The organism is Acinetobacter sp. YH12105 (assembly GCF_013419095.1).
In the GTDB taxonomy this organism is placed as follows: Bacteria; Pseudomonadota; Gammaproteobacteria; order Pseudomonadales; family Moraxellaceae; genus Acinetobacter; species Acinetobacter pseudolwoffii.
Window position 1 is genome coordinate 1 of the sequence record NZ_VPAU01000025.1, and the last position, 17,280, is coordinate 17,280.

General features: G+C 44.1%; 14 protein-coding genes. 8 read left to right on the plus strand and 6 right to left on the minus strand.

Translation table 11 applies throughout. The features are described from left to right. Positions 1–269: 269 nt before the first annotated feature. Positions 270–1,130, plus strand: a complete 861-nt coding sequence (locus FTU44_RS13900) for a hypothetical protein (protein WP_180051161.1) — start codon at positions 270–272, stop codon at positions 1,128–1,130. Between the two features lie 216 nt (positions 1,131–1,346). Here the strand turns inward: FTU44_RS13900 and FTU44_RS13905 are convergent, their stop codons facing one another. Continuing rightward, positions 1,347–2,033 (minus strand): response regulator, encoded by a 687-nt coding sequence (locus tag FTU44_RS13905; RefSeq protein WP_004278304.1) that lies wholly within the window; start codon positions 2,031–2,033, stop codon positions 1,347–1,349. Between the two features lie 13 nt (positions 2,034–2,046). After that, entirely contained in the window at positions 2,047–3,699 is a 1,653-nt protein-coding gene (gene baeS / locus FTU44_RS13910) for a sensor histidine kinase efflux regulator BaeS (RefSeq protein WP_180051164.1), read from the minus strand. A 135-nt stretch (positions 3,700–3,834) separates the two neighbouring features. On the opposite strand from baeS, the gene FTU44_RS13915 reads away from it, so the two are divergent. The 3 genes from FTU44_RS13915 to FTU44_RS13925 all read left to right on the plus strand — a co-directional run bounded on the left by FTU44_RS13915 (position 3,835) and on the right by FTU44_RS13925 (position 8,502). Next, the gene (locus FTU44_RS13915; protein ID WP_005172593.1) at positions 3,835–4,446 is read left to right on the plus strand and encodes a hypothetical protein; all 612 of its coding nucleotides are present in this window, start codon (positions 3,835–3,837) and stop codon (positions 4,444–4,446) included. Between the two features lie 303 nt (positions 4,447–4,749). Next, complete coding sequence (locus FTU44_RS13920; protein WP_005095752.1) at positions 4,750–6,552, plus strand: acyl-CoA dehydrogenase C-terminal domain-containing protein; 1,803 nt, start codon at positions 4,750–4,752, stop codon at positions 6,550–6,552. 168 nt (positions 6,553–6,720) lie between these two features. Next, positions 6,721–8,502 (plus strand): acyl-CoA dehydrogenase C-terminal domain-containing protein, encoded by a 1,782-nt coding sequence (locus FTU44_RS13925; protein WP_005095749.1) that lies wholly within the window; start codon positions 6,721–6,723, stop codon positions 8,500–8,502. A 62-nt stretch (positions 8,503–8,564) separates the two neighbouring features. Here the strand turns inward: FTU44_RS13925 and FTU44_RS13930 are convergent, their stop codons facing one another. Continuing rightward, on the minus strand, positions 8,565–8,771 hold the full coding sequence (locus FTU44_RS13930; protein ID WP_005095746.1) for a hypothetical protein: 207 nt from the start codon (positions 8,769–8,771) through the stop codon (positions 8,565–8,567). A gap of 173 nt (positions 8,772–8,944) precedes the next feature. Here FTU44_RS13930 and FTU44_RS13935 point away from each other — a divergent pair, with 173 nt between their 5' ends. Continuing rightward, positions 8,945–9,442, plus strand: a complete 498-nt coding sequence (locus tag FTU44_RS13935; RefSeq protein ID WP_005095743.1) for a phosphate-starvation-inducible protein PsiE — start codon at positions 8,945–8,947, stop codon at positions 9,440–9,442. 38 nt (positions 9,443–9,480) lie between these two features. On the opposite strand, the gene FTU44_RS13940 is transcribed toward FTU44_RS13935, so the two are convergent. Further along, positions 9,481–9,936 carry an RcnB family protein gene (locus FTU44_RS13940; RefSeq protein ID WP_005095740.1) on the minus strand — a complete coding sequence of 152 codons (456 nt, stop codon included), beginning with the start codon at positions 9,934–9,936 and terminating at the stop codon, positions 9,481–9,483. 179 nt (positions 9,937–10,115) lie between these two features. Here FTU44_RS13940 and FTU44_RS13945 point away from each other — a divergent pair, with 179 nt between their 5' ends. Continuing rightward, complete coding sequence (locus tag FTU44_RS13945; RefSeq protein ID WP_005095738.1) at positions 10,116–10,568, plus strand: hypothetical protein; 453 nt, start codon at positions 10,116–10,118, stop codon at positions 10,566–10,568. A gap of 83 nt (positions 10,569–10,651) precedes the next feature. On the opposite strand, the gene FTU44_RS13950 is transcribed toward FTU44_RS13945, so the two are convergent. Together FTU44_RS13950 and znuD are read right to left on the minus strand one after the other, a co-directional pair. Beyond that, complete coding sequence (locus FTU44_RS13950) at positions 10,652–12,115, minus strand: phospholipase D-like domain-containing protein (protein WP_180051167.1); 1,464 nt, start codon at positions 12,113–12,115, stop codon at positions 10,652–10,654. 105 nt (positions 12,116–12,220) lie between these two features. Further along, positions 12,221–14,359, minus strand: a complete 2,139-nt coding sequence (gene znuD / locus FTU44_RS13955; protein ID WP_180051170.1) for a zinc piracy TonB-dependent receptor ZnuD — start codon at positions 14,357–14,359, stop codon at positions 12,221–12,223. A 137-nt stretch (positions 14,360–14,496) separates the two neighbouring features. Between znuD and FTU44_RS13960 the strand changes: the two genes are divergently transcribed. Together FTU44_RS13960 and aspS are read left to right on the plus strand one after the other, a co-directional pair. Further along, on the plus strand, positions 14,497–15,261 hold the full coding sequence (locus tag FTU44_RS13960) for a DUF4184 family protein (RefSeq protein WP_034609136.1): 765 nt from the start codon (positions 14,497–14,499) through the stop codon (positions 15,259–15,261). Between the two features lie 162 nt (positions 15,262–15,423). Further along, positions 15,424–17,208, plus strand: coding sequence for an aspartate--tRNA ligase (aspS, locus tag FTU44_RS13965; RefSeq protein WP_180051173.1), 1,785 nt, complete (start codon positions 15,424–15,426; stop codon positions 17,206–17,208). Positions 17,209–17,280 lie beyond the last annotated feature (72 nt).

Genomic DNA, 17,280 nt, shown 5'->3' on the forward strand with positions numbered 1-17,280 from the left:
ATAATCTTTTTCGGATTCAATCAATAATTGAACCGCTCTATCTCTGATTTCAGGGGTATATTTTACTTTTTTCATCGGGACATTCTCTCAGAAAGTTTGGTCTCCGACAAACCCGGTACGGTTCAAGTTCAGATTCGATCGATCCTACTTTATCTGAAAAAATAGATGCGATGTTATTGGGGAGAAAAATTACAAAATCAGGATACCACTACCCTCTATATCAGTTAAAAAATGGTAAGCAAAACTATAAGCTAATAATTAAAAATATCATGACGAATGGTGAATCGACTTATGTTGAAGGACAACAATTAAAATCAACAGATCCATATCACTTAAGATATTTAACCTCCTTTCAACCCCATGAAAAAATCTGGCAAGAAAACAGCTATATCACAGATCAAAAAAATGTTTTTTATAAACATGAAATTTTAGATTTAAATTACAATGACGCTTTAAAATCCATTCCATTTGACTTCGAAATTTACTTATATGACCCACTAAGCGATCGCTATTTTTATCAATCACATAAAATTGATTATCCAAATCTAAAGATAATTAAAAAAGATGACAATCATACCTTTTTCCCAATTTTTACTTCTGAGGATCAAATCGCTTTTTTTAATACTCAAAAGCTTCAACTCGAAGTCCTCAACAAAAATCCCTTTATCTCAGAACTTCACAGATTATCCCCAAGTGTATTCAGTAATGGTAAGCACATTTATTTTTTTAGAAAATATCAAACCTTCTCAAGCACTTTATTCATGTTTTTTTCTGAATTATGCTCAACAACTTCAGAAATTAGAATGCTAAACAATATGCCCTTCTCTCAATGGAAAAAAGAGGAAGATCTGTTCATTCAGTCTCCCTTATATAAAGGGATTCCAATCAAAGGGAGTTTTTGGACATATGGAGATCGACTTTTTTACCTCCCAGAATATGGAAGCTGGACTGAATCTATGTTTGAGGTGAGACAGAGCACTACAATTGATCAATTACGTAAAAATCAACTGAGCTACACTCAGGCAGAAGAATTATTAAAAAACCCGGACATATTCAAGTCAGTAAAAGGTAAAACATTCAGCAAAATTAAGGATATTCAACGTTTTTGCTTTAAAAACATTTTTTCTTAAGGCAATCCCACCGCCTACTTGATATCTATTTATGTAAGTGAACATTTATTTAGTGATAAACTTTTATGAGTTGGCAATAGTAAAGTTAAAGACAACTGAGATACTGAGGATTGCGCTTTTGAAAAGTGCAGTGTTCTCTGTCTAATCTAGATACTAGTGTCTAGTCCCGAAAAAAAGCGAACCATACCTGATTCGCTTTTTTATCTCAATCCCAAATCAATCTTCAGGATATTCAAAACGGTAACCGACACCGTACACTGCCTGAATCCATTCATGACGATTGCCAGTTTCAGCCGCATCTGAAATCTTACGGCGCAAATTCTTGATATGACTGTCAATCACACGGTCTGCCACATCAAAACTGTCCGGATTAATATGATCCAGCAATTGTGCACGTGAATATACCTGTCCGACATGTTCCAAGAATAACTCCAGCAAACGGAATTCGGTCGGCGTTAGGTTCAAAGCTTTTTGCTGGTACCAGATACGCTGCTGGGATTTGTCCATACGGAATAAATCATTGCTTTCCGGTTCTGATTTACGATCCAGACGACGTAACACAGCCTGTACACGCGCAACTAGTTCTTTCGGACTAAATGGTTTACAGAGATAATCATCTGCACCCATATTCAGACCCAATACCCGGTCAATTTCTTCAGTACGCGCGGTCACCATAATAATCGGTAAATCCGACTGTTCACGTACTTTACGGCAAATGGTCAGACCATCCATACGCGGCACCATCAAATCCAAAATCATCAGACTCGGTTTACGCTGGGTAAAACTGTTATATGCTTCCTGCCCATCATGAAACATACTGACCTCAAAACCAGCAGCTTCCAGATAGTCTCGCACCAACTGTGCAAGTTCGATTTCATCTTCAACCAGCATGACATGTTTCATCAATCTATTCCCTTCATGGTTTCATTTGTTTAGGAAAGCTCAGCTTGCATCGTAAACCACCCAGTGGTGAATGTGCAAAGCTTAAGCTGCCGCCCAGCGCCTGCGTAATTTTACATGATAATGCCAAACCCAGTCCGGTTCCGCCAGTTGCCCGGGTACGCGAATCATCGACACGGTAGAAACGCTCACCAATACGCGCCAGTTGTTCATCAGTTAGGCCAAACGGACTGTCATCAACATACAGGGTCCATTCTTTATCATCCTGTGTAGTATGAATATGCACCTCCCCACCCGCTTCAGTATAGCGAATACTGTTACTGAGCAAGTTGGCCACAATCTGTTTAAAACGGTCCAGATCCAGATCTAATTCAGCACCTTCACCATCTGCAGTGACCGTCAGTTCAGCCTGATCAAAGTTGGGCTGGAAGTTGATCAGTTCCTGCTGTACCACCTCCCACGGATTCACCGTCGAGAAGTAAAATTGCAATTGCTGCGCATCGGCCTGTGCCAATGCGGCCAGATCCTGTGTCAGTTTTTTCAGGCTGGTGACCTGCGCCAGCATGGAAGCAAAATGTTCAGGGGTGGGTTTACGAATCCCATCCTGCATTGCTTCAATCTGTGCCTGCAATACCGCCAATGGCGTTTTCAATTCATGTGAAGTATCTGCCACCCATTGACGGCGTGAGGTTTCATGCTGATCCAGAATCACAGCCAAGGCATTTAATTCATTGGATAAATCACCCAATTCATCATTGCGGTTGACTTTGACCTGATACTGATAATTGCCTTGGGTCAGAGCACGCGTACCATTCAGCAAACGTTGAATTGGTTTCTTGAAATAAGTCGCCAATAACAAGGAGGCAATCAGACTGGCCAAAATACTGAGCGCATAGACCAAAAATAAATAACGCTTTTGATTACTAAAAAAATTAATACTTAAGGCATCATCCTGATCCAGAACCGGCTTTAAGCCCAAATAGCCGACAATCTGATTATTCACCATAATCGGGCGATAGGAAATCTGCTCATCTGAAGCCTCACCGACCACAAAACGCCGTTTTGCATCATACAGCGAAAGACGTGAACTGAGACCAAGACGGTCCGGCATCTGGATAAACTGCTTCTTGCCGGTCGGCTGCTGTGCTGCTTGTTCGCCATTCTTACGGTCAGTTCTAAACAGATTCTGATTAGAACTCAGCGGAAATTTTAGGCCTTCAAAGGGCTGAAACTGAGAGGGTAGATTGGAAGCCAGGAGGCGTAACTCTTCTTCATTGACCTGACGCGGTGGCAAAGCCGGATCGACCATACTGGGTGCGACTTGAACCAGGGTCTGTTCCTGAAAATAGCGCTGCTGCAAGGCAATATCATACTGACGGCGCAGCCACCAGCGTGATAAACGGTCATAATCATCTGGGGCGGCTTCCCCTTCCATTTGTAGAATCTGGGCCTGAATCGCATTGCCCCAGTCCTGATACACCGCATAGACATCCGCCAGATTTTTAATCACATAATCCAGTTTCTGCATTTCGACATCAGCCACATAGCGGGCGAAATTACGCTGCATATTCAGATGCAGTACACCCAGACTCACTGTGGTAATAACCAGCGTGGTCAACAGTACGGTCAAAAATAGACGTAATGCAATCGGAATACGGCGAATGTTCAAAACAGAAATCTCAATTTTTCTTCTATATTCATTATTGTAGCGAACATGGCATCAAAAAACTCTTCATTGTTTCTTCATCTTTATTGTTTAATCTTTACCTGACATAAAATCAGGTTCTTGACGGGAATAAATACAATGCAAGCCATGACAAAAATAGCCTTAATCAGCGCCAGTGTTCTTTCTATAGGGGCTTTGACTGCCTGTCAATCTACCAGCAATGTACCGAACAATGAGCATCGCCAAATGATGAAACATCATCATGAGGGTAAAAAACAGCATCATCTTTCGCCTGAACAGCGCGAGCAGTTTAAGGCAAAGCGTGCGGAACGTCTGCAATTTGCCAAACAGCTGCAACAGGCCTGTGACAATAAAGCCGTAGGTTCAGCGGTTCAAATCAAGGCCGGTGATAAAACCATTGATGGCAGCTGCACTATCGTTTTTAAAGCCGATCGTAAAAACATGCAAGGCCAGCGCGGTGAACACCGCGGCATGAAAGGTGAACATCGTCCAATGCGTGCCGATGTCCGTGGCGGCATGATGCGCGGTGAAGCATTAACTGATGCAAAACGTGCAGAATTGACCAAACAGTTTGATCAACGTCTGGCTCAGCGTCAGGCACAACAACAAGCGATGCTGCAAGCCTGTCAAGGCAAGAAAGATGGTACTGCTGCACAGATCAAAGCAGGTGAACAAACAGTGAATGGTCAATGTCATGTTCGTTTCCAGCCCAAAACATCTGCCTATTAATGCATAGGAATCAATGATTCACGACAAGCACCTTCGGGTGCTTTTTTATTGCGTGCTATTTACCCTGGATAGTTGACTATTCGTATCATACAAAATATGACTAAAGCCTTTATACTCAATATGTTTAATACGTCATGCATATTAATCTTTGACTTTACAGTCACCAAGAAATCCCCCTGAAAAGCTTGTACCGCAGGGGAAGATGTTGCAGGATTAGAATCATTCCAAACCGTGTCAGTGAAGATACGTTTTTAGTTCATCTAAGATTATAACGCTGGTTAAACCAGTATTGAGGAAACCGATATGCCACAATACAAAGCGCCTTTACGTGATATGCAATTTGTGTTGCATGAATTATTAAATGCTGAACAACACTATGCAAATCTCCCTGCATTCCAAGAAAACGTAAGCCGTGAACTGGTAGATCAGTACTTAGAAGCTGCGGCTGATTTCTGTGAAAATGAACTCTCTCCGATTAACCAGGCGGGCGACCGTGAAGGTTGTACCTGGAATGACGGCGTGGTGACTACACCAACAGGCTTTAAAGAAGCGTATCAAAAATACATCGAGCTTGGCTTCCCTTCACTTTCTGCTGAAGAACAGTATGGCGGTCAAGGTTTACCAAATTCTTTAGGGATTACCATTTCTGAAATGGTCGGTACTGCGAACTGGGCATGGGGCATGTACCCTGGCCTGTCTCACGGTGCAGTTCGTACTTTAGAACACCACGGTTCAGCTGAACAAAAAGATGCTTACCTGCCTAAACTGGTTTCAGGTGAGTGGACGGGTACCATGTGCCTGACCGAATCGCATGCAGGTTCTGACCTGGGTATTATCCGTACCAAAGCCGAGCCACAAGCAGATGGTAGCTACGCCATTTCTGGCGAGAAAATCTTCATCTCTGCGGGTGAACACGACATGGCTGAAAACATCATCCATATCGTACTGGCACGTTTACCGGGCGCACCGAAAGGTACCAAAGGTATTTCATTATTCATCGTACCGAAGTTCAACCTAAATGCCGATGGCTCTATTGCCGATCGCAATGGCGTACGTTGTGGTTCAATCGAACATAAAATGGGGATCCACGGTAACGCAACCTGTGTGATCAACTTCGATAACGCGAAAGGCTTCCTGATTGGCCCTGAAAACCGTGGTCTGAACTGCATGTTCACCTTCATGAACACCGCACGTATCGGTACGGCAGTACAAGGTCTGGCAGCGTCTGAAGGTTCTTTCCAGGGTGCACTTGCCTACGCCAAAGACCGTCTGGCGATGCGTTCACTGTCTGGCCCTAAAAACCCGGAAAAAGAAGCAGATCCAATCATTGTGCATCCAGCTGTACGTAACATGCTGCTAACCCAAAAAGCATATGCTGAAGCAGGTCGCGCACTGGTTTACCTGTTGGCGCAATATGCGGACGTGGTTGAACATGCTGTAGAAGAAGCCGATCGTAAATTTGCAGACAATATCTTGTCTCTACTTACCCCAATCGCAAAAGCATTCCTGACTGAAACCGGTTCTGAAGCTGCGAAACACGGTGTGCAGGTCTTCGGTGGTCATGGCTTTATTTCTGAGCATGGCATGGAGCAAATCGTACGTGATACACGTATTGCCTGTTTGTACGAAGGTACCACTGAAATTCAGGCGCTGGACTTGTTAGGTCGTAAAGTGTTGGGTACTCAAGGTGCGATGTTGAAAGACTTCACCAAGATGATCCACAAATTTGCTGAAGCGCACAAAGACAATGCTGCAATGAAAGAATTCGTTGAGCCATTGGCTGCCTTGAACAAGGAATGGGGCGACCTGACCATGCAAATTGGTATGCGTGCGATGCAAAACCCTGAAGAAGTCGGTGCAGCTGCGGTCGATTACCTGTACTTCTCTGGTTATGTCACCCTGGCTTACCTATGGGCACGTATGGCACTGGTTGCTCAAGAGCAACTGGCTGCTGGCACCACTGAAGTTGACTTCTACAATGCCAAAGTGACCACTGCACGCTTCTACTTCAAGAAAATCCTGCCACGCGTTCGTTCACATGTTGACGTGATCGCAACAGGTGTAGAGCCATTGATGAACCTGGATGCAGAACATTTCGCATTCTAAGTTAGAATCAGACTAATCGCATCACAGAAAAAGGACGGTCAATGAACAGACAGTCCTTTTTCTTTATAACGAGTTACAGAATTAACCTTTAGTCGTCTAACATTCAGATTTTGAGTCCTTTAGACTGATTAAAACTTATTTAATCAAACAATAAACAGGTGACACACCATGCCAATTTATAACGCGCCACTTGCCGATATGAAATTCATCCTCAACGATGTCTTTAATGCAGAACAATTCTGGCAAGCCAATGAAAATTTAGCGCACCTCGATGCTGCAACAGCAGAAGCCATTCTGGAAGAAATGGCGAAATTTGCGCAAAACGTGACCCTGCCACTCAACCGTAGCGGTGATGAAGAAGGCGCAAAATATGAAAATGGCAATGTGACTACCCCTGCTGGCTTTAAAGAAGCCTTTAAACAATATGCCGAAGGCGGCTGGATCGGGTTGGGCGCAGATACCGAATGGGGCGGCCAGGAAATGCCGAAAATGCTAACGGTACTTTCTGATGAAATGCTGTTTGCCACCAACCCGTCTTTCATGCTGTATCCGCTGCTGTCTGTCGGTGCAGGTATGGCCTTAAACAGCTATGCTTCACAAGCGCAAAAAGAAACCTATTTACCTAAAATTTATTCGGGTGAATGGTCAGGCACCATGTGCTTAACCGAGCCACATGCCGGTACAGATCTGGGGATTATCAAAACCAAAGCTGAACACAATGAAGATGGTAGCTATAGCATCACCGGCACCAAGATTTTCATCACTGGTGGTGATCATGATCTGGCGGAAAACATCATTCATCTGGTTCTGGCCAAAACCCCAGATGCACCTGCGGGTTCACGTGGTATTTCCCTGTTTATCGTACCGAAATTCCTGGTCAATGAAGATGGTTCTGTTGGCGAACGCAATCCTGTAGGGCCAGGTTCTATCGAACACAAAATGGGCATTAAAGCTTCTGCGACCTGTGTCATGAATTTTGACGGCGCCAAAGGCTATCTGGTGGGTAAAGAAAACGAAGGTCTGGCTGCGATGTTCGTGATGATGAACTATGAACGCCTGTCCATGGGGATTCAGGGCTTAGGTGCTTCTGAATTTGCTTATCAAAATGCTGCACAATATGCCACAGACCGTTTACAGGGTCGCAGTGCGGCTGGCGTTCAATCACCAAACAAACCCGCGGACAGTATTCTGGTGCATGGTGATGTACGCCGTATGCTGCTGAATGTACGTGCCAACAATGAAGCGTCTCGTGCCTTTGCAGTTTATGTCGGTCAGCAACTGGACATTACCAAGTTCTCTACCGATCCAGAAGCCGTGAAAAAAGCCAATGACCGCGTGGCACTACTCACGCCAATCGCAAAAGCCTATTTAACCGATACTGCCTTCCAGGCAACATTAGATGCGCAAATGGTGTTTGGTGGTCATGGCTATATCCGTGAATGGGGTGTGGAGCAATGTATCCGTGACCTGCGTATTTCCCAGATCTATGAAGGCACCAACGGCGTACAGTCACAAGATTTAATCGGTCGTAAAACCATTAAATGTGGCGGTGAATATATCTCTGAATATATCTCTGAAATCCGCGACTTTGCCAACAGTCTGGATGCAGACCTAAACTTCATTAAAGATGCCACTTTGGATGCAGCGACTGAAGTCGAATCGGTGACTCAGTTTATTCTGGAAGCAGCAAGAGAAAGTCATGATTTCCCGAACTCGACCGCGGTCGACTATCTGCACGCTGTCGGTCTGCTCAGCTTCTCGTATATGTTCGCGCGTATTGCCAATGCTGCGAAAAATAAAGAGGGCGAGTTCTATCAAAACAAACTGGCTTTGGCGAATTATTTTGTGCAACGCATTCTGCCTGAGCTGGCTCTACGCATCACCAAAGTAAAATCAGGTTCTGACCTGATCATGAACTTCTCTGAAGATTACTTCACGACTCAAGCTTAAGCTGAAACAGCCATAATCAAAAACGCCTGCTTGATGCAGGCGTTTTTATTACAATTCGAAACTTAAACTTTCTGAATCATTAAAGAATCCGGTTGATTATTGCTTTTCGGATTCAGATGTTTATTCACAATTTTGATATTCCCCTCTGACTCTAAAGACTCGCAGAGTTCCACCACCTTTTGCATATCTTCAGCCTTAATACCTACGCCGAGGATTAATTTTTTTCCGGCTTCTAATTGGTCAATTTTTGTTTGAATTTTATCTAACACTTTTTTCTCCTATTTATTCAATGTACCACCCATACAATATAGCAATTTAGTCTAAAAAAAGCGCAAAAGTTCAAATAATTTAATCTTTATTTTTCATCCAATCATTCTGTGCATAATTTTTGCAGGTTATTCTCTAAGTATCGTTTATATCAAATAAAAATCAGGAAGATCTTATGCCGAAACCCCATCCCAAAGTTGAAAAACTTGAAGCCCTCCTCGACCGTTTTGGTAATCTTGCTGTAGAAAGTTTTCATTATATTGCCCTGTTTATTATTGGCTGTATGGTGATCTGGTCCGCTGGCCATACCGTCATCGATATTCTGACCGTGAAACAGTTCGCCACCATTGACGATATTCTTTTACTGTTCATCTATCTCGAACTCGGTGCCATGGTGGGGATCTATTTTAAAACCAATCATATGCCGGTACGCTTCCTGATTTATATTGCCATTACCGCACTGACCCGCTTGCTCATTGCGGACATTCAGCACACGCATAAAGCCAGTATGGATCTGGTGATTATTACCGGTTCGATCCTGATTATGGCATTTGCCATCTTAGTGGTGCGCTATGCGTCATGGACCTATCCATCGGTAATTCGTGACAAACACAGCGAGAAACCAGTGCCACAAGGCAAAACGCCTCGTCCGGAAGATGATGAGTTGGCTTGATATAAAAAATCCCCCTTGAATAAAGGGGGATTTTTAACTTAACGATTCGGCACCAGCACATAACGTCCATTTTCATAAATCCAGTAACTGCCACGCGGTGGTGCAGGTAAGCCCAGACGCTGCCAGTCACTGATAACGCTATATCTTGAACTTTCAATTCGAGCCACATTCGGATCGCCATTCACCCAGCTATAGCTATTGGAATTTTGATAAATCGTGGTCGGTGCCTGATACTGGATATTGAGACCACTTTGACTTTGAGCAGGCGGATAACCCCAATGGGTCGGTCGTTGCGGGTAATGTGGTCTAGGTGGCATCGGACGCTGCGGATAAGAGTGCCGTGGTGGATCATAAGAGCGTGATGGTGCAGCGCGGTAATTCGGCTTAGAACGTTCAACCCCTGTATATCCGCCCCAAGCGTTTCCGGCCATCGTCTGTGCAGAAGCCCCCAATAGCAATGCAGCAAATATTGCACTCAATAACACTATTTTCATTTGAGCTTCCTCTCAATCACTCGTTTATATTTTAAACAAAATAAATGCAGAAAATATGAATACGCTTACTGACCCTGCAATTTTTTGTAATGTGCCTGCGTATTTTCAATCTAGCAGGCCCATCGGCAGGCGACTGCTTTATGCTAAAATCACTTTTTTAATGTTTCGAGTTGAATACTGTGTCTGATTTAAATTTCGATCGTTTACATGAATATTTTTCTAAAGTGCCGAGTGTTCAAAAAGAACGGATTGATAGCTATGGTTCAGATGGCAAACAGGCATGGTGGTTTAAATTTCAGATCAATGTAGATCATCCGTTGGCTTGGCAGACCGTACAGGAACTAGGTCATGTCCTGAATTATATTTCTAAAAATGAACGTCTTCCGACTCAGTTCCTGCCAGTATCGCCACCACCGTATATGAATGGTGTCGCCAAAGATTTCTTGTCTTGGGTGATTCAATGTAATCATGCCAATTTCCCGCCAGATGTAGTCTGTGACTGGCTAGAAGCGCGTTTACCCAATCCGGTCGACCATGAAGAGCAATGGAAAATTAAAACGGATCTTGCTGAACTTGAAGCATTGTCCGATAAAGAACTGGATGAACTGGTTCCACCGAATCCGGAGCCTTAAAAAATCCCTCCTACCCTCCCTTTAAAAAAGGGAGGTAAAGTCCCTCTTTTCAAAAGAGGGATTTAGGGAGATTATTAGAGATGCTAAAACGTCGACCAGCCGCTCCATTCCATAAAGCGGTACAGCCAATATTTAGACCATGAATTGTCTTCATATTGTCTATAGTCCACACTCATCACACGGCCATTCAGATTTGACCATGCACCATCAAAATATTGTTGGGCATCTTTAAACACTTCTGCCTGATGCTGACCCAGCACGCGCATATTGGTTTCCAGATTATAGTTTTTCAGATTGCGTGCGGTGAAATTGGCCGAGCCTAAAATCATTTCAGCCTGCTGAGCATTACGCTTCATCAATATTTTGCTATGACATTGCTCACCCTGGGTATTGCACCAGCGTACATCAATGCCTGCCTTGTGCAGTTCCGAAGCCACCTGTCGGTTTGGAATCCCGTTTTTCTCACGGCCAAAGGCATCTTTATTGGGATCGAGTAAAACCCGAACCTTAACCTTGCGTTCATGCGCCGCAATCAGACTTTTAATAATCTTACGCTCGGACAGATAAAACATGGCCAGATCAATCTGTTCATTTTTTTTCGCCGTCTGAATCAGATTTAAAGTCGCATCATAAATGGCTTTTTCCGTCAGGACCTGAACTTGTGGCTGGGTATTTTCTGCCTGAAAATCGCCCGCGATAATGGCTGGCATATTGGCCTGTGACATGATGCCGACCGATTGTTCTGTTCTCAGAATATCCACGGCTGTGGTTCCCCAGACCAATAAACCGATATTGGAATGCCGCGAACTCCCATCATGCGGATTCATGGAGGTGACCAGCGCTTTCCAGCCCTGATCGGTGTCTACCACCAAGGTTTTACGATGATTGGCTTTAAAGTTAAATAAATCAAAATAACTGCGCAGAGTAATTTTTTCTGGGCCAAATGGATTCGGCAACCAGCCTTTTTCCGGATTATTACCAATGCCCTGGCAACATAAATACCAGAACCCCGACCAGCTCGGATTGGACGCCCGCAAAGGGATCAGATTGGTTTCAATTACATCGATACCATGCTGACGTAACTTGCGATACTGCTCGGACTGAATTCCGCCATAGACTGAATTGATCGGATCGGTAATGAACTTGATTTCAACTTGCGGTTGCAGCAGACGTTTACTGATTAAGGCATCGCTCAACTGTTGACTCAATGCCTGATGTTCCTGTGTCGAGGCACCGGTTTGCTGATTAAATAAAAACAGATCCAGCACAATCAGTGATTTGGCCTCTTCAATCATCTTCAGCATTTCATTAAAAATACGATGATCTAAGTGCTGTTTTCCTTGTGCATCCAGATAAGTCCGATCGGCCAGAAACTTGACTTCGGCATGGCGCAGCTTGCCGGTGTAATTCAGACCTTCTGGTAAAGGCTTATAAGTATGATAAACAGCAGATGCCAGATAACTGACCGCCAGTAGACTGATAATCAATGCCGCATAACGGCGATTTGACCAGTTCAGTTTATTGTGAATTCGTTGAAAGATACGCATAAGAAAAAACCTAACCCAATATGCTCAGGCTAGGTTTTATCAGATGATTTTTCAAGTCAATTTCAGTGACATCTCTTTGATTTGGTCAGTTATTTCATCACTACTTTAGAAATCATACTGCACACCGACGCTAAAGTTACGACCGACTTGCGGAATATTCGACAGGAATGAAGTATGGGAATAGACCTGATCATCGAGCAGGTTATTGGCCTTGAAATACACCCGATAAGCATTGTTATCTGCAAGGGTATTGGTATAGCTTAAGCCCACATTGACCATGTTGTAGCCTTGGGTTTCCTCTTCATAGCTGGCAATCTTGTCCTGATTGAAGACATGATAATATTCAGCCAAACCTGACCAACCATCGGCAAAATCTGCTTCCACTTTGCTGCCTAAGCGACCGGCAGGAATACGTGGTGCATTCTCAGCTTCAATTTTGCCACGCACATAATCGCCAAAGACACTCAGCTTGTACATATCATTGATCTGATAACCGGCTTGAGCCTCAGTGCCATAGAATCTGGCCTGGTCTTGGGTATATTGCACGCCGCGCAAATTACCTTTCTGCGCTACCGTTTCGCCATAAATATAATCATCAAACCAGTTGTGATAGACATGCACATGGTAATCCAGTTTATCCCCTGCATAGTGCAGACCTAATTCAAGATTATTTGACCTTTCTTTATCAAGATCAGGATTCCCCACTTCATAGGTATTGGTCGCAAAATGCAGACCATCAGCATACAGCTCTTGCGCTAGAGGCAAACGCTGTTGATGTGATCCCACTACAGACAGTTTGTAATTCGGTGCAAACTCCCAATTCGCAGCGGCAGAGGCAGAAACACCCGTACCGGAATAATCTTTTTGCTCCGAATCCACTTTTACTTTTTGATGATCGACACGTGCTCCAAGTTCAACATGAACATCGCCGAACTGCTTATGTTCTAAAGCAAAAAGGCTGTATTTTTGGGTTTTGGTATCTGCCATCAACACATCATGATTATGATCCGCATGCTCACTATGATCGTGTTCATGTCCTTCATGATCGTGTTCTGCATGACTATGCGATTCTGGAGCCGATAAATTAATTTTCTGCTGTGAAAGCTGGGTGCCAATGACACCTTCCCAACCTGCAACAGGAACCTGCACCAGCTCTAAACGTGCATCATAACCCTTACTTTTAAAGTTGCTGATGACTGCATTTTCTTCCAGTTCATCATGTTCATAATCGGTAAAGCTGGCATGCGCACGCAACTTGTCAAAACCGGCAAAAGGTTGTTCTAGCTCGGTACGAACATCATAACGCTCAGAGTTTAAATCTACCCACGGCCCCGCTGTTTCTTCATGATCATGCTCATCTTCGCCCGGTTTTGGACAGTGAAAATGATCGCCATGAATTTCACAGCCATGATATTCATGGCTGTGTCCTGGCAGACCATATTGGTCTTGGCGGTTACTATAAGATAAGCCGACAAAACCACGGTCATGGATCCATGAACCGCCAATATTCACCGTTTGCCCTTCGGCAAAGGTATTGTCTACACGGCGCTGTTTATGAAAATGTGAGTGATCTCCATGAGACTCTTCAACGACATAATCTGGTGCAATATAATCATTGGCCTTACGTTTTGAGCCTTCTACACGCAAAGCAAATTTTTCACCAATTCCAGCCGTAATTCCTGCACTGGCCAGTTTCTCATCACTACCGGTGTTATAGCGCAGACCGACTGTACCTTCCAGACCATCTTCAGGCATTTGCGTTGGAATTTTCTGATCGGTGACATTAACCAGACCACCCACTGTTCCTGCTGCATAGAGTAACGTCGATGGCCCACGAATCACTTCGACCTGTTTTGCCAAAATCGGATCGACGGTGACGGCGTGATCTGGAGATAACGTGGAAACATCGGCTGTCTCTGAAGCATGCTGCAAGACTTTGACACGTGGCCCATCTTGCCCACGAATCACCGGACGGCTGGCCCCCGTACCAAACTGGTTAGAATATACGCCCAGTTCATCTGCCAATGCATCTCCAATGGTGGTTGCACGTTCAGACAAGGCTTTCTGATCTACAACATGATCCGCTACCGCAAAGTCCGCTGCAGTTTGCACCAGTGGATGAGCTTGCACCTGAATGGTGTCCATGGTCTGCACGGGAATGGAAGATGAGGTCTGTTCTGCAAAAACTGTAGGGGCAGCTACAGCAAAAATTGAAAGTGTTATTAGATTCTTAGGGAAGGACATGACTGAAGCTCAAATTCACCATTTTGGATGAATGTTATAATATAACATTTCATTATTTTTGCAATCCTTTACGATAATCCTTCGCATATTTTATTAAAATGTGTTTTCTGGTTATTTTCATCTTTAAAAAAACTTTTATGCCCTTTACCCTGTCTCATGCTGTACTTGCGCCACCTCTTTCACGTTTAAGCGGAAACCGGCTTCCGATTGCTGCATTGGCGATTGGCTGTATGGTGCCCGATTTACATCGTCTGTTTAGTTCCAGCAATTCGAATGTTACGCATTTATGGTCCTCGCTGATTCATCCGGACCTGTGGATCGGATTGGGCTTTTGTGCAATCTGGTATGCTCTATATCGGCCAGCCATTTACCGCTTTGTCGGAATTCAGCATGATCTAAATATTCACACTCTCATTTCAGCATTCAAGTTTTTTCTGGCAGTTTGTCTGGCGGTGATCATCGGTACTGCCACGCATTTAATCTGGGATGGTTTGACTCATGTAGACTTTCGTACTTTTGCTTTTCATGATTTTCTAGCACGACCATTTCAGCTTTTTGGACACAGTTATCCGCTGCATCGAATTTTACAAATCGGCACTTCCTTTCTGGCCTTACCGTTTATGCTGTGGATGAGCGTGCATTACTATAAAAAACATCAGCAATATCTGGCAGTGAACCTGAAAATCAAAGCTTATGCCTGCGGATTATTGCTGTTTTCGATATTCACTGGCCTATTTTCAGTCTGGGATTATGCACGTTATATCTCGACAGAAGTCTGGCAATCCGATCTGTACTATTTTACCGGCCGTTCCATCAATCAATTCAGCCAGGGTTTTCTGATCACCTTTAGTCTGGGCTGTTTGCTGTTTTTATTTTTGGATCGCGACCGCCGGATGGGCTAAGCAAAGTGCTGGCTTTTATCTCATTCACTTTAAAATGATATTGTTTTTGACCCAAGTTCTTGTGACAACATGCCCAAAGAGGCATAATCCTACCTTTACTCAAAGCGGTACGCTGTTTACGTATTCGCTGACCTTAACCCATATAGTTGGATTTCTAACGCTATGATGCGAACTCATTACTGCGGTTCTTTAACCGAAACTCAAATTGACCAGACTGTAACATTATGCGGTTGGGTTCACCGTCGCCGTGACCACGGTGGTGTGATTTTCCTTGATATGCGTGACCGTGACGGTCTTGTTCAAGTGGTTATTGACCCGGATACCCCTGAAGCATTCGCAACTGCGGACAAAGTACGTTCAGAATTCGTATTAAAAATTACAGGCCGTGTACGTCGCCGTTATGAAGGCACAGAAAATGCCAATATGGTGAGCGGTCAGATCGAAGTCTTGGGTAAAGAAATTGAAGTTCTTGCTCAGTCAGACACTCCGCCATTCCCTTTGAATGACGAAAACACCAATATTTCTGAAGAAATTCGTTTGAAATACCGTTTCTTGGACATCCGTCGTCCAGAGATGTTAGATCGCCTACGTTTCCGTTCTAAATTGACCAACCTGATTCGTAACTACTTCGAAGACAATGGTTTCCTGGATGTTGAAACGCCGATCTTGACCCGTGCAACCCCAGAAGGCGCGCGTGACTATTTGGTACCAAGCCGTGTATCAAACGGTAGCTTCTACGCACTGCCACAATCTCCACAGCTGTTCAAACAGTTGTTGATGGTCGGCGGTATCGATCGTTACTACCAAATCGCAAAATGTTTCCGTGACGAAGACTTGCGTGCGGATCGTCAGCCAGAATTTACCCAGATCGACGTTGAAACATCGTTCATGAGTGACGATGACATTATGGATTTGATGGAAACCTTGACGGTTAAAATGTTCAAAGAACTTTTAAATGTTGAATTCGACAAATTCCCACGTATGACTTATGCCGATGCAATGCGTGACTATGCATCTGATAAACCGGATATGCGTATTCCTTTGAAACTGGTTGACGTTGCAGACATGATGCAAGACGTTGAGTTCAAAGTATTCGCAGGCCCTGCCAAAGATCCTAAAGGCCGTATCGTTGCGCTTCGCGTACCGGGTGCAGGTTCACTTCCACGTAGCCAGATTGATGAATACACCAAATTTGTAGGCATTTATGGCGCGAAAGGCTTGGCTTATATCAAAGTCAACGAACTTGAAAAAGGTATCGAAGGTCTTCAGTCTCCAATCGTGAAATTCATCGAGCCAATCGTGCTGGATCTGTTGAAACGTGTGGGCGCTGAAAATGGTGACATCGTATTCTTCGGTGCGGATAAAGCCAAAATCGTCAATGATGCGATGGGTGCTTTACGTATCAAAGTCGGTCATGACATGAAATTGGCAACTTGCGAGTGGGCGCCGCTTTGGGTGGTTGACTTCCCGATGTTCGAAGAAACTGATGATGGCAAATGGACCTCTGTGCATCACCCATTCACGCTACCGAAATCAAGCGTTGAAGACGTGAAAAACAACCCGGGTGCTGCACTTTCTGTTGCTTACGATATGGTATTGAACGGTACTGAAGTGGGTGGTGGTTCGCTGCGTATTCATAACCTTGAAATGCAAAAAGCGATTTTTGAAGCTTTAGGCATTGATGAAGAAGAAGCGGAAGAGAAATTCAGCTTCTTGCTCAATGCTTTACGTTATGGCGCACCTCCACATGGTGGTTTGGCATTCGGTCTTGACCGTCTGGTAATGTTGATGACTGGTGCATCTTCAATCCGTGACGTGATCGCATTCCCGAAAACCAAAACTGCGGAATGTCCATTGACGCAAGCACCGGCACCAGTTGAATCAAACCAACTGCGTGACCTTGGTATTCGCTTACGTGAAAAACCAAAAGCTGAATCTCCAGAATAATTCTTGAAGATTTAAGTGAAAAGCCCTGCCTTGCGCGGGGCTTTTTTTGTAAGATTGAGTCGCATCTGGAAC